The sequence below is a fragment of the Pantoea sp. B623 genome, assembly GCF_024814475.1.
Taxonomy (GTDB): domain Bacteria; phylum Pseudomonadota; class Gammaproteobacteria; order Enterobacterales; family Enterobacteriaceae; genus Pantoea; species Pantoea ananatis.
Genome location: NZ_JANUXM010000004.1, coordinates 3923267 through 3939367 on the forward strand (window position 1 = coordinate 3923267; position 16101 = coordinate 3939367).

Consider the following 16101-nt stretch of genomic DNA (forward strand, 5'->3'; position numbering starts at 1 on the left):
CCAGCCTGTCTTATGACAGCGCCGACAAACCGTTAAGCGGCGCGCGCTGACGGTTTTATGCTGCGGACGTGGCGTTGTTGATCTCACCTGGCTGGCAGGCTTCGATTTTGAAATCAAGGTGATTGCCCGTATTCCCTGAGCCAGCGCCAGAAAAAAAACCGCCATTCGGTTAGAATGACGGTTTTTTAACTGCCTGAGATGCGAGCCTAGAGTTCAAGCTCGATCTCGCCCTTCGCCTTACAGCAGCAGGGCAGGATCTCGCCCTGCTCAATAAACGCCAGCGGCTTTTCCGCGTAGTCGACTTCGCCGCTCAGTAGCCGCATCCGGCAGGAGCCGCAATAGCCCTCACGGCACTGGAATTCAACACACAGGTTGTTGGCTTCCAGCATCGTCAGCAGGTTAGGGTGATCGTCTGCGCCCTCCAGTCGGGTACCGGAACTGCGCAGAATAACAACGGAACGGCTCATCATTACAACTGGAAATCGTCGAAGTCGTTTTCGCCCACTTCGGAGTCAATCTGACCGACCAGATAGGAGCTGACTTCCACTTCCTGCGGTGCCACCTGAACGTTGTCCGACACCAGCCAGGCGTTGATCCAGGGAATCGGGTTAGAACGCGTTTCGAAAGGCAGATCGAGGCCAACCGCCTGCATACGAATATTGGTAATGTATTCAATATACTGACACAGGATATCTTTGTTCAGGCCGATCATCGAACCGCCGCTGAACAGGTATTCCGCCCACTCTTTTTCCTGCAGTGCCGCTTTTTTGAACAGTTCAAAACACTCTTCACGACATTCGGCGGCGATCTCTTTCATCTCAGGATCGTCTTCGCCAGTGCGCAGCAGGTTTAGCATGTGCTGAGTACCGGTCAGATGTAAGGCTTCGTCGCGGGCAATCAGCTTGATGATTTTCGCATTGCCTTCCATCAGCTCACGCTCGGCAAACGCAAACGAGCAGGCAAAGCTGACATAGAAACGGATGGCTTCCAGCGCGTTGACGCTCATCAGACAGATGTACAACTGCTTTTTCAGGGCACGCAGGCTGACGGTGACGGACTTACCGTTAACCTGATGGGTGCCTTCACCTAACAGATGCCAGTAGCTGGTCATCTCAATCAGATCATCGTAGTACTGCGAGATATCCTGAGCACGTGCCAGAATCTGCTGGTTGGTCACGATATCGTCAAACACCACCGCCGGGTCGTTTACGATGTTACGAATGATGTGGGTGTAGGAGCGTGAGTGGATCGTCTCTGAGAATGCCCAGGTTTCGATCCAGGTTTCCAGCTCAGGAATGGAGATCAGCGGCAGCAGCGCCACGTTCGGGCTGCGTCCCTGAATGGAGTCCAGCAGCGTCTGATATTTCAGGTTGCTGATAAAAATGTGTTTTTCGTGATCGGGCAGGGCCTGGTAATCGATACGATCGCGTGAAACATCGACCTCTTCAGGACGCCAGAAGAACGAAAGCTGCTTTTCGATCAGCTTTTCAAAGATATCGTATTTCTGCTGGTCAAAACGGGCCACGTTAACGGACTGACCGAAAAACATCGGCTCTTTCAACTGGTCATTTTTATTCTGAGAAAAAGTGGAGTAAGCCATAAAAAACTGTCCAATGTAGACGAGGCTCAGCACCGGCCTCGCGGGAAAATGTGGGCGGGAATGGCTCCCGCCCGACCGTCAGATCTTACAGGCGCCGCTTTCGCAGCCATCATCCTGAATAGAAGGTGCCAGATCATCCTGCGCATCTTCCGCACCATCACGGGTGTTTTGATAATAGAGCGTCTTCACGCCGAACTTATAGGCGGTCAGCAGATCTTTCAGTAACTGCTTCATCGGCACTTTGCCATTCGGGAAGCGTGACGGATCGTAGTTGGTGTTAGACGAAATCGCCTGATCGATAAATTTCTGCATCACGCCAACCAGCTGCAGGTAACCGTCGTTGGAGGGCATATCCCACAGCAGTTCGTACTGATCTTTAAGACGCTCATACTCCGGCACCACCTGACGCAGAATACCGTCTTTGGATGCCTTGATGCTGATATGACCACGCGGCGGCTCAATACCATTGGTGGCGTTTGAAATCTGCGATGAGGTTTCAGACGGCATCAGCGCAGAAAGCGTTGAGTTACGCAGACCGTGGGTTTTAATCTGCTCACGCAGGGTTTCCCAGTCCAGGTGCAGCGGCTCATTGCAAATCGCATCCAGATCTTTCTTGTAGGTGTCGATCGGCAGTACGCCCTGCGCATAGGTGGTTTCATTAAACCACGGGCAGGCACCTTGCTCTTTCGCCAGCTCGTTTGAGGCTTTCAGCAGGTAATACTGAATGGCTTCAAAGGTTTTGTGCGTCAGGCCGTTGGCGCTGCCGTCGGAGTAACGCACGCCGTGCTTCGCCAGGTAGTAAGCAAAATTAATCACGCCAATACCCAGCGTGCGACGGCCCATCGCACCGCGTTGTGCGGCAGGAATCGGGTAATCCTGATAATCGAGCAGGGCATCCAGCGCACGTACCGCCAGGGTCGCCAGCTCTTCCAGATCGTCCAGGCTGTCAATGGCGCCCAGGTTGAACGCTGAAAGCGTACACAGCGCGATTTCACCGTTCTCGTCGTTGACGTCGCTCAGCGGCTTGGTCGGCAGCGCAATTTCCAGACACAGGTTAGACTGGCGAACCGGCGCGATGCTGGCGTCAAACGGGCTGTGTGTGTTGCAGTGATCGACGTTCTGGATGTAGATACGGCCCGTTGAGGCGCGTTCCTGCATCATCAGCGAGAACAGATCCACGGCTTTCACTCGCTGCTTGCGAATGCTGCTGTCTTTTTCATATTTGGTGTAGAGGCGCTCAAACTCATCCTGATCGGCAAAGAAGGCATCGTACAGGCCAGGCACGTCTGACGGGCTGAACAGCGTGATGTCTTCGCCTTTAAGCAGACGCTGATACATCATTTTGTTGAGCTGCACGCCATAGTCCATATGACGCACGCGGTTGCCTTCAACGCCACGGTTGTTTTTCAGCACTAACAGGCTTTCGACTTCCAGGTGCCACATTGGGTAGAACAGCGTGGCTGCGCCGCCACGAACGCCGCCCTGCGAACAGGATTTCACCGCAGTCTGGAAGTGCTTATAGAACGGGATACAGCCCGTGTGGAATGCTTCGCCACCACGGATAGGGCTGCCCAGCGCGCGGATACGTCCGGCGTTGATACCAATGCCCGCGCGCTGAGAAACGTATTTCACAATGGCGCTGGAGGTGGCATTGATCGAATCCAGGCTGTCGCCGCACTCAATCAGCACGCAGGAGCTGAACTGACGCGTAGGCGTACGCACTCCCGACATGATGGGCGTTGGCAGCGAGATTTTGAAGGTCGAGATCGCATCGTAGAAACGCTTGATGTAATCCATACGCGTATCGCGCGGATAACCTGAGAACAGGCAGGCGGCGACCAGGATATACAGGAACTGGGCACTTTCGTAGATCTCACCGGAAACGCGGTTCTGAACCAGGTATTTGCCTTCTAACTGCTTCACGGCCGCGTAGGAGAAATTCATATCGCGCCAGTGGTCGAGAAAGCCATCCATCTGCTCGAACTCTTCACGGCTGTAGTCTTCCAGCAGATGGCGATCGTACTTGCCCAGATCGACCATCTTAACAACCTGATCGTACAGCGCGGGCGGTTCAAACTGACCGTAAGCTTTTTTACGCAGGTGGAAGATTGCCAGTCGGGCAGCAAGGTATTGATAGTCAGGGGCATCGCGAGAAATAAGGTCTGCAGCGGCCTTGATGATCGTTTCATGGATGTCAGACGTTTTGATGCCATCATAAAACTGAATGTGGGAACGCAGCTCTACCTGTGAAACCGACACATTGTTCAGCCCTTCGGCCGCCCAGTCGAGGACACGGTGAATTTTGTCGAGATCAATGCGCTCCTGGCGGCCATCGCGTTTAGTAACGAGCAGACTTTGGTTCATGTCGCGTTTTTACCTTTGCGTGAGTATCCAATAATTAAAAGAAATCCCGATTTATACACAGCATATTCATTGTGAATAATGTTGTGGATAAACACTACATCTTGGGGTTATTGACGATATGCATAACAATATGGAGGCTTATTCTAGTATTTTGCTGGCGCTTAACAAGAGGAAAAAATGATGTCTGCGGGGGTTGTATTTTCTGAGGGTTTTCTTAAGCCGCGTCTCGTAAGGCCGCAGGTCGTGTCAACCATTCAGAGAAAATATTGCAATTTATGATCGACCGCTGATTTTTCAAACATTGCGCTAACTTTTCCAACACCTCAGCGCGGGAGAGCAAAACGTGCAGATACCGTCTCAGCCAATGCCCTGGATCCGCCCCACGGAAACGCTAACCTGCGCAGATGACAACAGGATGACAGCAGCGTGGGCAGGGCAGAGCCACACGCTGCAGGATTATCAGGCGTCGCCGTGATGCGTGTGTATCATGTAGTTCACATCCACACCGTTACCCAGACGAAACTTATCGGTGATGGGGTTGTAGTGCAGGCCAATCATATTGCGCTCACGTAGCGGCGTTTCATCGACCCAGCCCAGCAACTCAGAAGGGCGGATAAATTTTTTCACATCATGTGTGCCGCGCGGCACCATGCGCAGCACATATTCAGCACCAAAAATGGCCATCAGCCAGGCTTTGGGATTGCGGTTGATAGTCGAGAAGAACACCTCACCGCCGGGTTTCACCAACTGCGCGCAGGCGTGCACCACCGAACGCGGATCGGGCACATGTTCCAGCATCTCCATGCAGGTCACCACATCGTATTCGCCCGCGTGTTGGCTGGCGTGCTCTTCCACCGTCTGTTGCACATAGCTGAGCGTGACGCCGCTCTCCAGGGCATGCAGACGCGCCACTTCCAGCGGTTCGGCACCCATATCCAGCCCGGTGACCACCGCGCCTTCCCGCGCCATGCTTTCGGCCAGGATGCCGCCGCCACAGCCAACATCCAGAACTTTCTTGCCGAACAGCCCGTTGCTGTGTTGTGCAATATAGCCCAGCCGCAGAGGGTTAATACGGTGCAGCGGTTTAAATTCGCCCTCCAGATCCCACCAGCGCGAGGCAACGGCCTCAAACTTGGCAATTTCCTGTGCATCGACATTGTGCTGATGATTCTGTGGTTGTGCATTCATTGAATCGTGACTCCTGACAAAACGTGACATCAGTATAAACGCTTAACTGACTCTGACGCACCTTATCAACTTGAGGAAAAGCACCTTAATAAGGTGGTTAACGTTCACCAGCGAATTGCTCTGTGATATACTTTCGCACCTTTAAAATCCGGGATTAGTAGAGGGATAGCGGCTCCATGAGCGACCTTGCGAGAGAAATTACACCGGTTAATATCGAAGAAGAGTTAAAAAATTCTTACCTCGATTACGCCATGTCGGTCATCGTTGGCCGAGCTTTACCCGATGTGCGTGATGGCCTGAAGCCAGTACATCGCCGCGTACTATACGCGATGAGCGAACTGGGTAATGACTGGAACAAACCCTATAAAAAATCTGCCCGCGTCGTCGGTGACGTTATCGGTAAATATCACCCCCATGGTGATTCTGCCGTTTACGACACCATTGTACGTATGGCCCAGCCTTTCTCCCTGCGTTACATGCTGGTGGACGGTCAAGGCAACTTCGGATCCATCGACGGCGACTCCGCTGCGGCGATGCGTTATACCGAAGTGCGCATGTCCAAAATCGCCCACGACCTGTTAGCTGACCTGGAAAAAGAGACCGTTGATTTCGTTCCGAACTACGACGGCACCGAGCAGATCCCTGAAGTTCTGCCCACCAAAATTCCTAACCTGCTGGTAAACGGTTCGTCCGGTATCGCAGTCGGCATGGCAACCAACATTCCACCGCACAACCTGCGTGAAGTGATCAACGGCTGCCTCGCCTATATCGAAGATGAAAACATCAGCATCGAAGGGCTGATGGAGCATATTCCGGGGCCTGACTTCCCGACAGCGGCCATCATTAACGGTCGTCGCGGCATTGAAGAAGCCTATCGCACCGGTCGCGGTAAAGTGTATATCCGTGCCCGTGGTGAAGTGGAAGTGGACGCCAAAACCGGGCGTGAAACCATCATCATTCACGAACTGCCGTATCAGGTGAACAAAGCGCGCCTGATTGAGAAAATCGCCGAGCTGGTGAAAGAAAAACGCGTTGAAGGCATCAGTGCGCTGCGTGATGAGTCTGATAAAGACGGCATGCGTATTGTCATTGAAATCAAGCGTGATGCGGTTGGTGAAGTCGTCCTCAACAACCTCTATTCACTGACTCAGTTGCAAACCTCTTTCGGTATCAACATGGTGGCGCTGCATCAGGGCCAGCCGAAGATTATGGCACTGAAGGAGATTCTGGAAGCCTTCGTTCGCCATCGTCGTGAAGTGGTCACGCGTCGTACTATTTTTGAACTGCGCAAAGCTCGCGATCGTGCGCATATCCTTGAAGGCCTGGCGATTGCGCTGGCTAACATCGATCCGATCATTGAGCTGATCCGCCGTGCGCCCACGCCTGCCGAAGCGAAAGCGGGCCTGATCGCACAATCCTGGGATCTGGGCAACGTGTCTGCCATGCTGGAGCGTGCCGGTGATGATGCTGCCCGCCCAGAGTGGCTGGAAGCGCAGTTTGGTATTCGTGAGGGTAAATATTACCTGACTGAACAGCAGGCTCAGGCCATTCTGGACTTACGTTTACAGAAACTGACCGGGCTTGAGCATGAAAAGCTGCTGGATGAATACAAACAGCTTCTGGATCAAATTGCGGAGTTGCTCCACATCCTGGGAAGTTCTGAGCGCCTGATGGAAGTCATTCGCGAAGAGCTGGAACTGATGCGCGATCAGTTCGGCGATGAGCGCCGCACGGAAATCACTGCGAACAGCGCAGACATCAACATCGAGGACCTGATCAATCAGGAAGATGTGGTCGTCACGCTGTCGCATCAGGGCTATGTAAAATATCAGCCGCTGAGTGATTACGAAGCGCAGCGTCGCGGTGGCAAAGGCAAGTCTGCCGCCCGCATTAAAGAAGAAGATTTTATCGATCGTCTGTTGGTGGCAAACACCCACGATACGATTCTGTGCTTCTCCAGCCGTGGCCGACTCTACTGGATGAAGGTTTACCAGCTGCCGGAAGCCAGCCGTGGGGCACGTGGACGTCCAATCGTCAACCTGTTGCCGCTTGAAGCGAATGAACGTATCACGGCGATTCTGCCTGTGCGCGAATATACCGAAGGCTTCAATATCTTTATGGCAACCGCGAGCGGCACGGTGAAGAAAACCGGTCTGCAGGAGTTCAGCCGTCCACGCAGCGCCGGTATCATCGCCATTAACCTGCGCGATGATGACGAGCTGATTGGCGTAGCGCTGACCAACGGTAACGACGAGGCGATGCTGTTCTCGGCCGCCGGTAAAGTGGTTCGCTTCGCCGAATCTGCCGTGCGTGCCATGGGCCGTACGGCTTCGGGCGTACGCGGTATCAAGCTGGCGCAAAACGATCGTGTGGTTTCCCTGATTGTGCCGCGTGAAGAGGGCGCGATTCTCACCGTGACGCAGAACGGCTACGGTAAGCGTACCGCGAACAGTGAGTATCCAACCAAATCCCGTGCGACGCAGGGCGTGATCTCCATCAAAGTGACCGAGCGTAATGGCCCGGTGATTGGTGCAGTGCAGGTGGTCGACAGCGATCAGATCATGATGATCACTGATGCCGGCACCCTGGTGAGAACCCGCGTGTCTGAAGTCAGCATCGTGGGCCGTAATACCCAGGGTGTGATTCTGATTCGTACGGCAGAGGACGAGAACGTGGTCGGACTGCAACGCGTGGCTGAGCCGGTGGAAGAAGAAGAGCTGGACTCCATCGACGGCAGCGTGGCGGAAGGGGATGACGATATCGTACCTGAAGTCGACAATGACGACGATGACGTACCCGCAGCGGACGACGATGAGTAATTAGCGCGTCGTACGTTAAGAGCAACGGCAGGTCAGGGATCACCCGACCTGCCGTTTTTTTTGCGGCGGGTTTGGCAAAGGATGATTTCCTCAGGGGCAAATAGTCCCAAACTGCGCCGGGTGCCCGTCACCGACTGGCTTTTTTGCTGCGATAAAGCTAGTGTATGAGCATTAAAAATCCCACGATGCGACTAACCTTGCCACCTGCGAGTTACCTTTGAAATATCTAGTCTCTTTCCGCACGACGCTTCGCATTTCGCGCTATCTGTTTCGCGCGCTGGCGCTGCTAATCTGGCTACTGGGCGCGGTACTGACCACCTTCTACATCATTAGCGTACTTCACGATAAAGAGAACAAGGTACGGCAGGAATTTGCTGGCAACTACGGCACAATTGACTGGTACGTTCGCCTCTCAGCGGGCAAGATGCGCGAGCTTAAGTTCATCGCTGAAAACCACCTCACCAGCGCCAGCGCCGGGGGAGAAGCCTCGGATCGGTCAACGGCAGGAAAGACGATTCAACCGCAGTTTACCCCCCTTTTTTCCAGTGATGACTGCACCGCCATGAGCGCGACCTGGCGCAACTCACTGGACTCACTCAGTAACTATATCAATTACTGGAGGAGTCATTTCGCCTCATCTTATGAGCTCAACCGGGTGTTCCTCATTGGTGGCGATAACAAGTGTCTGGCGGATTTTGCTATTGGTAACAACGTTAACCGCGATAACAGCCTCAAGCTGTTGCAGGAAAACCTTCAGCGCTACCGCAACAGTTCGGAAGAGGAGCGTCGCAACCCGGTCTACTGGGTAAACAGCAGCGCCCAGCCAGGCGTAGGAAACTTCTCTGTTATCATGCCGATCTACGTGGCGGATAAACTTCAGGCCCTGCTGGGCGTCGAGCAAAATATCCAGCTTGATGCGTTTATTCAGCCCGGTAGCCTGCCCGTCACGGCAACGATTACGGATGAAAATTACGCTCCGCTCCTGACCTCGCGCCGGGGCGGTTTGGGCTTTTCATTAAATGAATTGCCTGATGATAAAACCTGGTTTGGCTATCTTGACGGTTACCGTCAGCTGGTGCTGAAAAAACCGTTGCCACCGTCGAATCTTAACGTGGTGTGGTCGGTCTCTACCGATGTGCTGGTCGATCAGCTCAAACTGATGATGATCAATGCCCTGTTGCTGAATATCCTGAGCGCCATCCTGCTGTTTACGCTTGCCTGGCTGTTTGAGAGACGCATGTTTTTGCCGGCGGAAGAAAACGCACACCGGCTGGAAGAGCACGAGCAGTTCAACCGTAAAATTGTCGCTTCAGCGCCGGTAGGGATCTGCATTTTACGCACCAGCGATGGTACCAATATTCTCAGTAACGAGTTGGCACACAACTATCTGACGCTGCTGACGCAGGAAGACCGTAAGCGATTAAATGAGATCATCGGCGGGCAGCAGGTTAACTTTGTTGATGTCCTGACGGGCAGTAATACTAACCTGCAAATCAGCTTTGTGCATTCCCGCTACCGCAATGAAAACGTGGCGATCTGTGTGCTGGTGGATGTTTCCGCCCGCGTGCGCATGGAGCAATCCTTACAGGAAATGGCCCACGCGGCAGAGCAGGCCAGCCAGTCGAAATCCATGTTCCTGGCAACGGTCAGTCACGAACTTCGTACGCCGTTGTATGGCATCATTGGTAACCTGGATCTGCTGCAGACGCGGCAGCTGCCGAGCGGTATAGACTCGCTGGTGACCGCGATGAATAACTCTTCCAGCCTGCTATTGAAGATCATCAGCGATATTCTCGACTTCTCCAAAATTGAATCGGAACAGTTGAAAATAGAGCCGCGACCTTTCTCGCCGCGCGAAGTGATCACCCATATTGTCGGAAACTATCTCTCCCTGGTGGTGAAGAAGCGCCTGACGCTTTACTGCTATATCGAGCACGATGTTCCGCAGGCACTTGATGGTGATCCTCTGCGACTGCAGCAGGTGATTTCTAACCTTCTGAATAACGCCATTAAATTCACCCATACGGGCTGTATTATTCTGCATGCCTATGTCACACAAGGCTATCTGGCGTTCCGCACGCGTGATACCGGTGTGGGTATTCCGGCTAAAGAGTTGACCCGACTGTTTGATCCCTTTTTCCAGGTGGGCAACGGCGTACAGCGTAATTTCCAGGGGACCGGATTGGGGCTGGCGATCTGTGAAAAACTGATCAACATGATGGACGGTGACATTGAGGTTGAGTCTGAGCCGGGGATGGGAAGCCAGTTTATTGTCCGTATTCCGATCTACAACGGTAAACAGCCTTCCATTCCGCTGCTGGACGGCTTACAGGATAAGAAAATCTGGCTGGCGATGCGCAATGAATATCTGGCGCAGTACCTTGAACGGCTGCTAAAGCAGCATGGTATCCAGGTTGCTGAATATCAGGCCCAGCCGGGCAGTGATGATGTGGTGCTGACAGATTACGTGCCCGACATCCACGCGCCAGTGCGGGCGGTTATCACTTTTGACGGTTCGCACGTGGACATGCCTCGTGAGCCTCAGACGGGACGCTGGATCCACAGCACGGCAACCCTACATGAGTTACCCACGCTGCTGGCGCGCATTTACCGGATTACGGTTGACGCGGAGGTGAACGATGGCCTGGCGCTCGACGGTCCGGTGGAAGAGAAAATTCATAATGACGACATTATGGTACTGATCGTTGACGATCATCCTATCAACCGTATGCTGCTGTCAGAACAGCTTGGCACCCTGGGTTATCAGGTCAAGACCGCCCAGGACGGCGTCGATGCGTTAAACGTTCTCAGTCGTAATAACATCGATATCGTGCTTACCGATGTCAACATGCCGAATATGGATGGCTATCGCCTGACGCAGCGGCTGCGCCAACTGGGGCACGTGTTCCCGGTAGTCGGCGTCACCGCCAACGCGCTGGCAGAAGAAAAACAGCGCTGCATGGATGCAGGGATGGACAACTGTTTGTCGAAGCCGGTGACCTTAGACGTGTTGAAAACAACGCTGGGCATTTATGCAGAGCGGGTACGGAAAACGCGGGTAGGGTAGCAGGGAAAAGAGGCGGTGCGAAACGCACCGCCTGAGGACTTAATCTTTATCGATTTGTGTCGCACTGACGGACGACAGGTAGTTGAGCAGGGCGATATCATTATCCACGCCCAGCTTCATCATGGCCGATTTTTTCTGGCTACTGATGGTCTTAATACTGCGGTTCAGCTTCTTGGCAATTTCGGTCACCAGGAAACCTTCAGCAAAGAGGCGTAATACTTCGCTCTCTTTAGGTGACAGACGTTTATCGCCATAGCCGCCCGCGCTGATTTTCTCCAGCAGTTTGGCGACGCTTTCCGGCGTATATTTCTTGCCTTTCTGCAGTGCCGCCAGCGCTTTTGGCAAATCGGTTGGCGCCCCCTGTTTCAGGACAATGCCTTCAATATCCAGATCCAGCACCGAGCTCAGAATGGCTGGGTTATTGTTCATTGTCAGAACAATGATGGACAGATCGGGATAGTGACGTTTGATATATTTAATCAGCGTAATACCGTCGCCGTATTTTTCCCCTGGCATAGAGAGGTCGGTGATCAGGACGTTCGCATCAAGTTTGGACAGGTTGTTGATTAGCGCCGTTGAATCTTCAAATTCACCTACAACGTTAACCCACTCAATTTGTTCCAGAGACTTTCGGATACCGAAAAGAACAATTGGGTGATCATCGGCAATAATTACATTCAAGTTATTCATCTTATTGGTTACCTTGCTGCAGCAGTTGATTGACATAAGCGTCAATATTACTGGTGGTATTTTTAATGTTTGAATCGTCACATACTTTGATGTGGTGTTCTAACGCTTCACAAAGCTGTTTGCCCGGTGTCAAATTGAGCATAGCAAACACGCCCTTAAGGCGATGAGCTGTCTGAGCAAGCGAGGCATAATCTGATATCGCTGACTCAGTATACAATCTCTTTACATCATCCGGTACTGTCTCAGTAAACAGCTGGAAATAGCCTCCACTTAACAGTGCCGTGCCGGCGTCATCTTCAGTGTCATCCTCCATCACATCGTGGGACAATTGCTTCTCAATCAGTGCCAGCAAGGCATCAAGTAATGCATTGCTGAGATTGAAATTGACGCGATACTGTTGGTCGTTTAAAGCATGATGGCCAGGTTCATCCTCCGCCAGCAATAAAGCCCAGCCGCTGAGTTTGCTGGGATCGTCAGTAATCTGTACATCGTGATCCTGGCCTGAGATACGTTCATCCGGCGTCAGGCAGCGTGCGCCCCAGTTCTCCAGATGGCGACAGACGATCTTGTGCACGTCTTCAACGGCAATCTCAACCAGGGCGGTAATCCCTTCGAGAATCTTCTCTTGATCGTCTTCGTGCTTCTCTTCAAGCGTGAGCGGAAGCTGAATGTTATATCGGGTGCCAATGTCCGCCTTGGCAACGATTTCCAGGCTGCCGCCCATTTGCTTGCACAGCTGTTTGCACAGGAAAAAGGCCATGCCCGAAGCCTGACCATAACGATCCTGGCTGGTATCGCCCAGGAACGGAAAATCGACATTGGCCAGTTCATCGATCGTGAGCCCAGCTCCCGTATCCACCAGCTCGATATAGAGGCGGTCAGGGTGCTGTTCGGCGGTTTTTACCTCAAGGGTAATCTTGCCCCAGCGCGTGGTGATCAGGGCATAGTGCATTAGCGTCGTCAGCACTTTGCGCAGGGCACGGCGATCGCCAAAGCGTACTTCATCGTTCGGCTGATGATTATTCACCACCAGCGATAACCCTTTACGACGCAGCAGTGGCAGGCTTTCCAGCGCGATTTCGTCCAGAAGTTCCTGCAGATTAAACACACTGGCGTCAGGCGACCAGTCGTGCGCTTCAAGGCGATTCAGCAGCACAATATCGTCGACCAGACGTGCCAGTGACTGGCTCTCATCCAGAATATCCAGCACGCTTTCGTCATTCTCTCGCTGGCTCAGGTGCACCAGCTGCGAGACAATTTTTTCCAGCGGCTGATTTAACGCGTGACCAAGATGATGCAGCAGTTGCTGACGCATCTGGTGGTTGCGATCTAACACCTGTTGCGCTTTTTGCAGTTTCTTGTTCACCAGCAGCTCGCGATCCTGATCGCGCATCATGAACAGTTGGGTGTGCGGAGACAGCACGCTTCGTGCGTGACGAATCTCATACACTTCATTGTTGATGGTGGCTTGCAGTACGCCCTGATGCTGGTCGGACATATTGATGATTTTCTGCAGATTCAGGTGAGGCAAAAGATGCTCAGCGATTTTATTGCTCAACAGCGTGCGGTTACTGGCAAAATCATAGACCAGCAGGCCAACGGGCAAACTGGCCACAATCTCCTGATTGAGCACCCGGAGCGAATCCAGCTCGGCGCTTTGATTCTCACTGGGTCGCAGAGACTGCTGACGTAGCAACAACATGCCGCTAAGCGAGAGTAAAAACAGCACCAGGTTAATCAGCAGCGGCCACATCAAATTATGTGCGCTGTCGAGCAACAGGCGTAAGAGCGGCACACGGTAAACCAGCTGTAGCGATGTACTGGGTAGTGCAGCGGCGATTTCAATATCGTGATTGACCAGGGCTACCTGTGTGGTTTCAACATCGTCCTGATTGCTGCTGGCGTTGTTATTCAGCGTGGCATCCTGACGCAGCTGGAAATTCTCCACCGGCATATTCAGGGGAATTAAGTCGTTGATGGGCAGATCAAATGCCACCACGGTCGCCAGATGACCGGGCTGATTAAACGTGGTGCGCAACGTAAAATAGTGGTCGTTCTGAAAGGCAAGATGGCGAAGGGGAGAAAAGCTTTCACGCTCATCCAGCGCATTGGCCTGCTGCAGCATTTCAGCACGTCGTGCCTCAACCAGAGAACTGATGGCATTCTCTTTGTAACGCGTCGTCATGTCTTTCAGCGGCAGGGTGGAGATCATGATCAGGCTGTTGTCCTGACCATTTAAAAAGTACATGGACCAGGTCGGCGTTTCTGCACCCCATAAGGTGTCCAGATAGCTGGACATTCGCATCGACATATCCAGCGTGCTGCTGTCATGGGACCCGAAAATCAGCGCTTCGGTTTTGCGGCGCGTTTTTTCCAGATAGTAGACATCCGGACGCAGGCGCGTCTCTTGCAGATTACTGGCAGGAGGCGTACCGGCAGCACTGGTCGACAGGTTTTCATAAATCTGCCAGGTAACGAAACGGTAGGCATCAATACGTTTCTGAATATCTCGCGCCATATCCGCCATGGCGTAACGTTTGTCGGTCAACCAGGCATTGACGGAGTTTTGCACCATAAAGCCTAGCGCCAGTAACAGCACCAGATTAAATACGATAAAAAAGCGAGTGACATTGCCGGATGTCAGCGGAAACTTATACAACATAGCGTCTCAGATACCTGAATTATCGCGCAACGTTGCGCGCACTGACAGCCACAGCCAACAATAACAGTGCTATGAGTAAAAACGCACCGCTAAGGCTAATCCATTGAGAAATGAACCCGATCAACGCCGGACCAGAAAGAATACCTGCATATCCCAACGTTGTCATGGCGGAAATCGCCAGGTTAGCCGGCATATCATGCTGGTTACCTGCCGCATTGAACAACATCGGCACGGTATTCGATAATCCAAAGCCGACCAGTAAGAACGCCAGCAATGAAGCTTCGGGCCATGGGAGGAGCACCGCTAATGCCATTCCTGATGCCGCCGCCAGCGCGCCCACCAACATGACAGAATAACGGCCGAAGCGATGAATAATTTTATCCCCGCTAAAACGCCCAACTGTCATGGCAACGGAAAACAGCGCGTAGCCGAGCCCGGCATGCGCGGTCGTCATCACAGGGTTTTGCAACAGCAGGAGTGCGCCCCAGTCGAGCACGGCGCCCTCTGCTAAAAACAGAATAAAACACAGCATGCCCAGAAAGGCGACGCGTCCACGTGGGATGACCAGCCACGGCTGATCGGGCTGGTGCAAACGCTGATTCATAAAGGTGGGGATTCGCCACAACAACAGCACCATCATCACGGCCATCACGATCAGCACGGAAAGCAGTGGCGTCAATCCCAGGCTCAACAGCAGGCTGACCGCCCCGGCACCCAGAATACCGCCCAGGCTAAAAAAAGCATGAAAGCCTGACATCATCGGCTTGCCAGCCGCTTTTTCCACTTCAACGGCCTGATAATTCATGGCGACGTCCAGCATGCCCAGTCCGGCACCAAACAGCATCAACGCGGCGGCCATGAAAAGATGCGTTTGCACCGTGGCGAGCAGCGGCATCATACATAACACCATTAGCGTTGAAAATATCATCACTGTACGGCAGCCAAAGCGCGCTACCAACGTGCCGGTTACCGGCATCGCGAGCAATGAACCGATACCCAGACACAGCAACAGGGCCCCCAGGGAAGCACCATCTAAATGCAAGCGATCGCGTGCATAGGGCACCAGTGGCGCCCAGGCTGACATTCCCAGGCCATTGATCAAAAAAATGATGCGTGTGCCCCCGCTCAGGCGGCGGTCAGAGGAAGTTGATTTTGCGGCATCCAATGCTGTCATGGCCCTAATTCATCAGTAGCAAAGCAGAAAAGTGTAGCATTAATTGGCTGCAAAACGCTGTGAGAACACAGGTTTAACAGGTTTTCCGGACCGCTTTTATCAGCCCTGTCAGCGGCCAGTGTACCGACTTTTACCGCGACAAATTTTTTTTCCAGAACTTTCCTGGCATAACCCGCGGGTAAACCCTGCACCGGCCCTCTTTCAGGAACGATCTGCATCACAGTTTAGTGATGTGAATTGCTTAGCTGAACTTCAGTATCGGGCAGGAACCCAGAAAACAAAAAAATAGAGACATTTCCGGCACTTTTGCAATTTACTGGAAATATTTAGCAATATTTTGACATGCAATAACATGCATTCCACCTTTTTCCTCCCTGATAAATCACAAAAATTGCTAATGTTATTTTTATTAATTCATAAATAAAACTGCATCTTATGATTGATTTTTAAACGCAGACAGTTAAGTATTGATTGCACGATGTTGCCATTTGTGAGCATCGATTAATACAAATGTTAAAAAAACAAAGTCACTACTTG

Annotated in this window: 9 protein-coding genes; 2 read left to right on the forward strand and 7 right to left on the reverse strand. The window is 52.6% G+C overall.

The features are described from left to right. Positions 1 to 206: 206 nt before the first annotated feature. From yfaE to ubiG, 4 genes are all read right to left on the reverse strand, one after another. Positions 207 to 467 carry a class I ribonucleotide reductase maintenance protein YfaE gene (yfaE, locus tag NXS97_RS20340; protein ID WP_014605383.1) on the reverse strand — a complete coding sequence of 87 codons (261 nt, stop codon included), beginning with the start codon at positions 465 to 467 and terminating at the stop codon, positions 207 to 209. A 2-nt stretch (positions 468 to 469) separates the two neighbouring features. Then, on the reverse strand, positions 470 to 1600 hold the full coding sequence (gene nrdB / locus NXS97_RS20345) for a class Ia ribonucleoside-diphosphate reductase subunit beta (RefSeq protein ID WP_014594159.1): 1131 nt from the start codon (positions 1598 to 1600) through the stop codon (positions 470 to 472). Positions 1601 to 1678: 78 nt separating this feature from the next. Then, positions 1679 to 3964 (reverse strand): class 1a ribonucleoside-diphosphate reductase subunit alpha, encoded by a 2286-nt coding sequence (gene nrdA, locus NXS97_RS20350; RefSeq protein ID WP_013026495.1) that lies wholly within the window; start codon positions 3962 to 3964, stop codon positions 1679 to 1681. Positions 3965 to 4423: 459 nt separating this feature from the next. After that, positions 4424 to 5152, reverse strand: a complete 729-nt coding sequence (ubiG, locus tag NXS97_RS20355) for a bifunctional 2-polyprenyl-6-hydroxyphenol methylase/3-demethylubiquinol 3-O-methyltransferase UbiG (protein WP_015699856.1) — start codon at positions 5150 to 5152, stop codon at positions 4424 to 4426. Positions 5153 to 5328: 176 nt separating this feature from the next. Between ubiG and gyrA the strand changes: the two genes are divergently transcribed. Both gyrA and rcsC read left to right on the forward strand, forming a co-directional pair. Next, positions 5329 to 7971: a DNA topoisomerase (ATP-hydrolyzing) subunit A gene (gene gyrA, locus NXS97_RS20360; protein ID WP_019105996.1), complete on the forward strand. Its 2643-nt coding sequence runs from the start codon at positions 5329 to 5331 to the stop codon at positions 7969 to 7971. A gap of 217 nt (positions 7972 to 8188) precedes the next feature. Continuing rightward, complete coding sequence (gene rcsC / locus NXS97_RS20365; RefSeq protein ID WP_014605386.1) at positions 8189 to 11038, forward strand: two-component system sensor histidine kinase RcsC; 2850 nt, start codon at positions 8189 to 8191, stop codon at positions 11036 to 11038. Positions 11039 to 11077: 39 nt separating this feature from the next. On the opposite strand, the gene rcsB is transcribed toward rcsC, so the two are convergent. The 3 genes from rcsB to NXS97_RS20380 are packed head-to-tail and all read right to left on the reverse strand — an operon-like array spanning position 11078 to position 15564. Next, positions 11078 to 11728 (reverse strand): response regulator transcription factor RcsB, encoded by a 651-nt coding sequence (rcsB, locus tag NXS97_RS20370; RefSeq protein ID WP_014605387.1) that lies wholly within the window; start codon positions 11726 to 11728, stop codon positions 11078 to 11080. A 1-nt stretch (position 11729) separates the two neighbouring features. Next, complete coding sequence (rcsD, locus tag NXS97_RS20375) at positions 11730 to 14390, reverse strand: phosphotransferase RcsD (protein ID WP_014605388.1); 2661 nt, start codon at positions 14388 to 14390, stop codon at positions 11730 to 11732. Positions 14391 to 14409: 19 nt separating this feature from the next. After that, entirely contained in the window at positions 14410 to 15564 is a 1155-nt protein-coding gene (locus tag NXS97_RS20380) for an MFS transporter (protein ID WP_116219893.1), read from the reverse strand. Positions 15565 to 16101 lie beyond the last annotated feature (537 nt).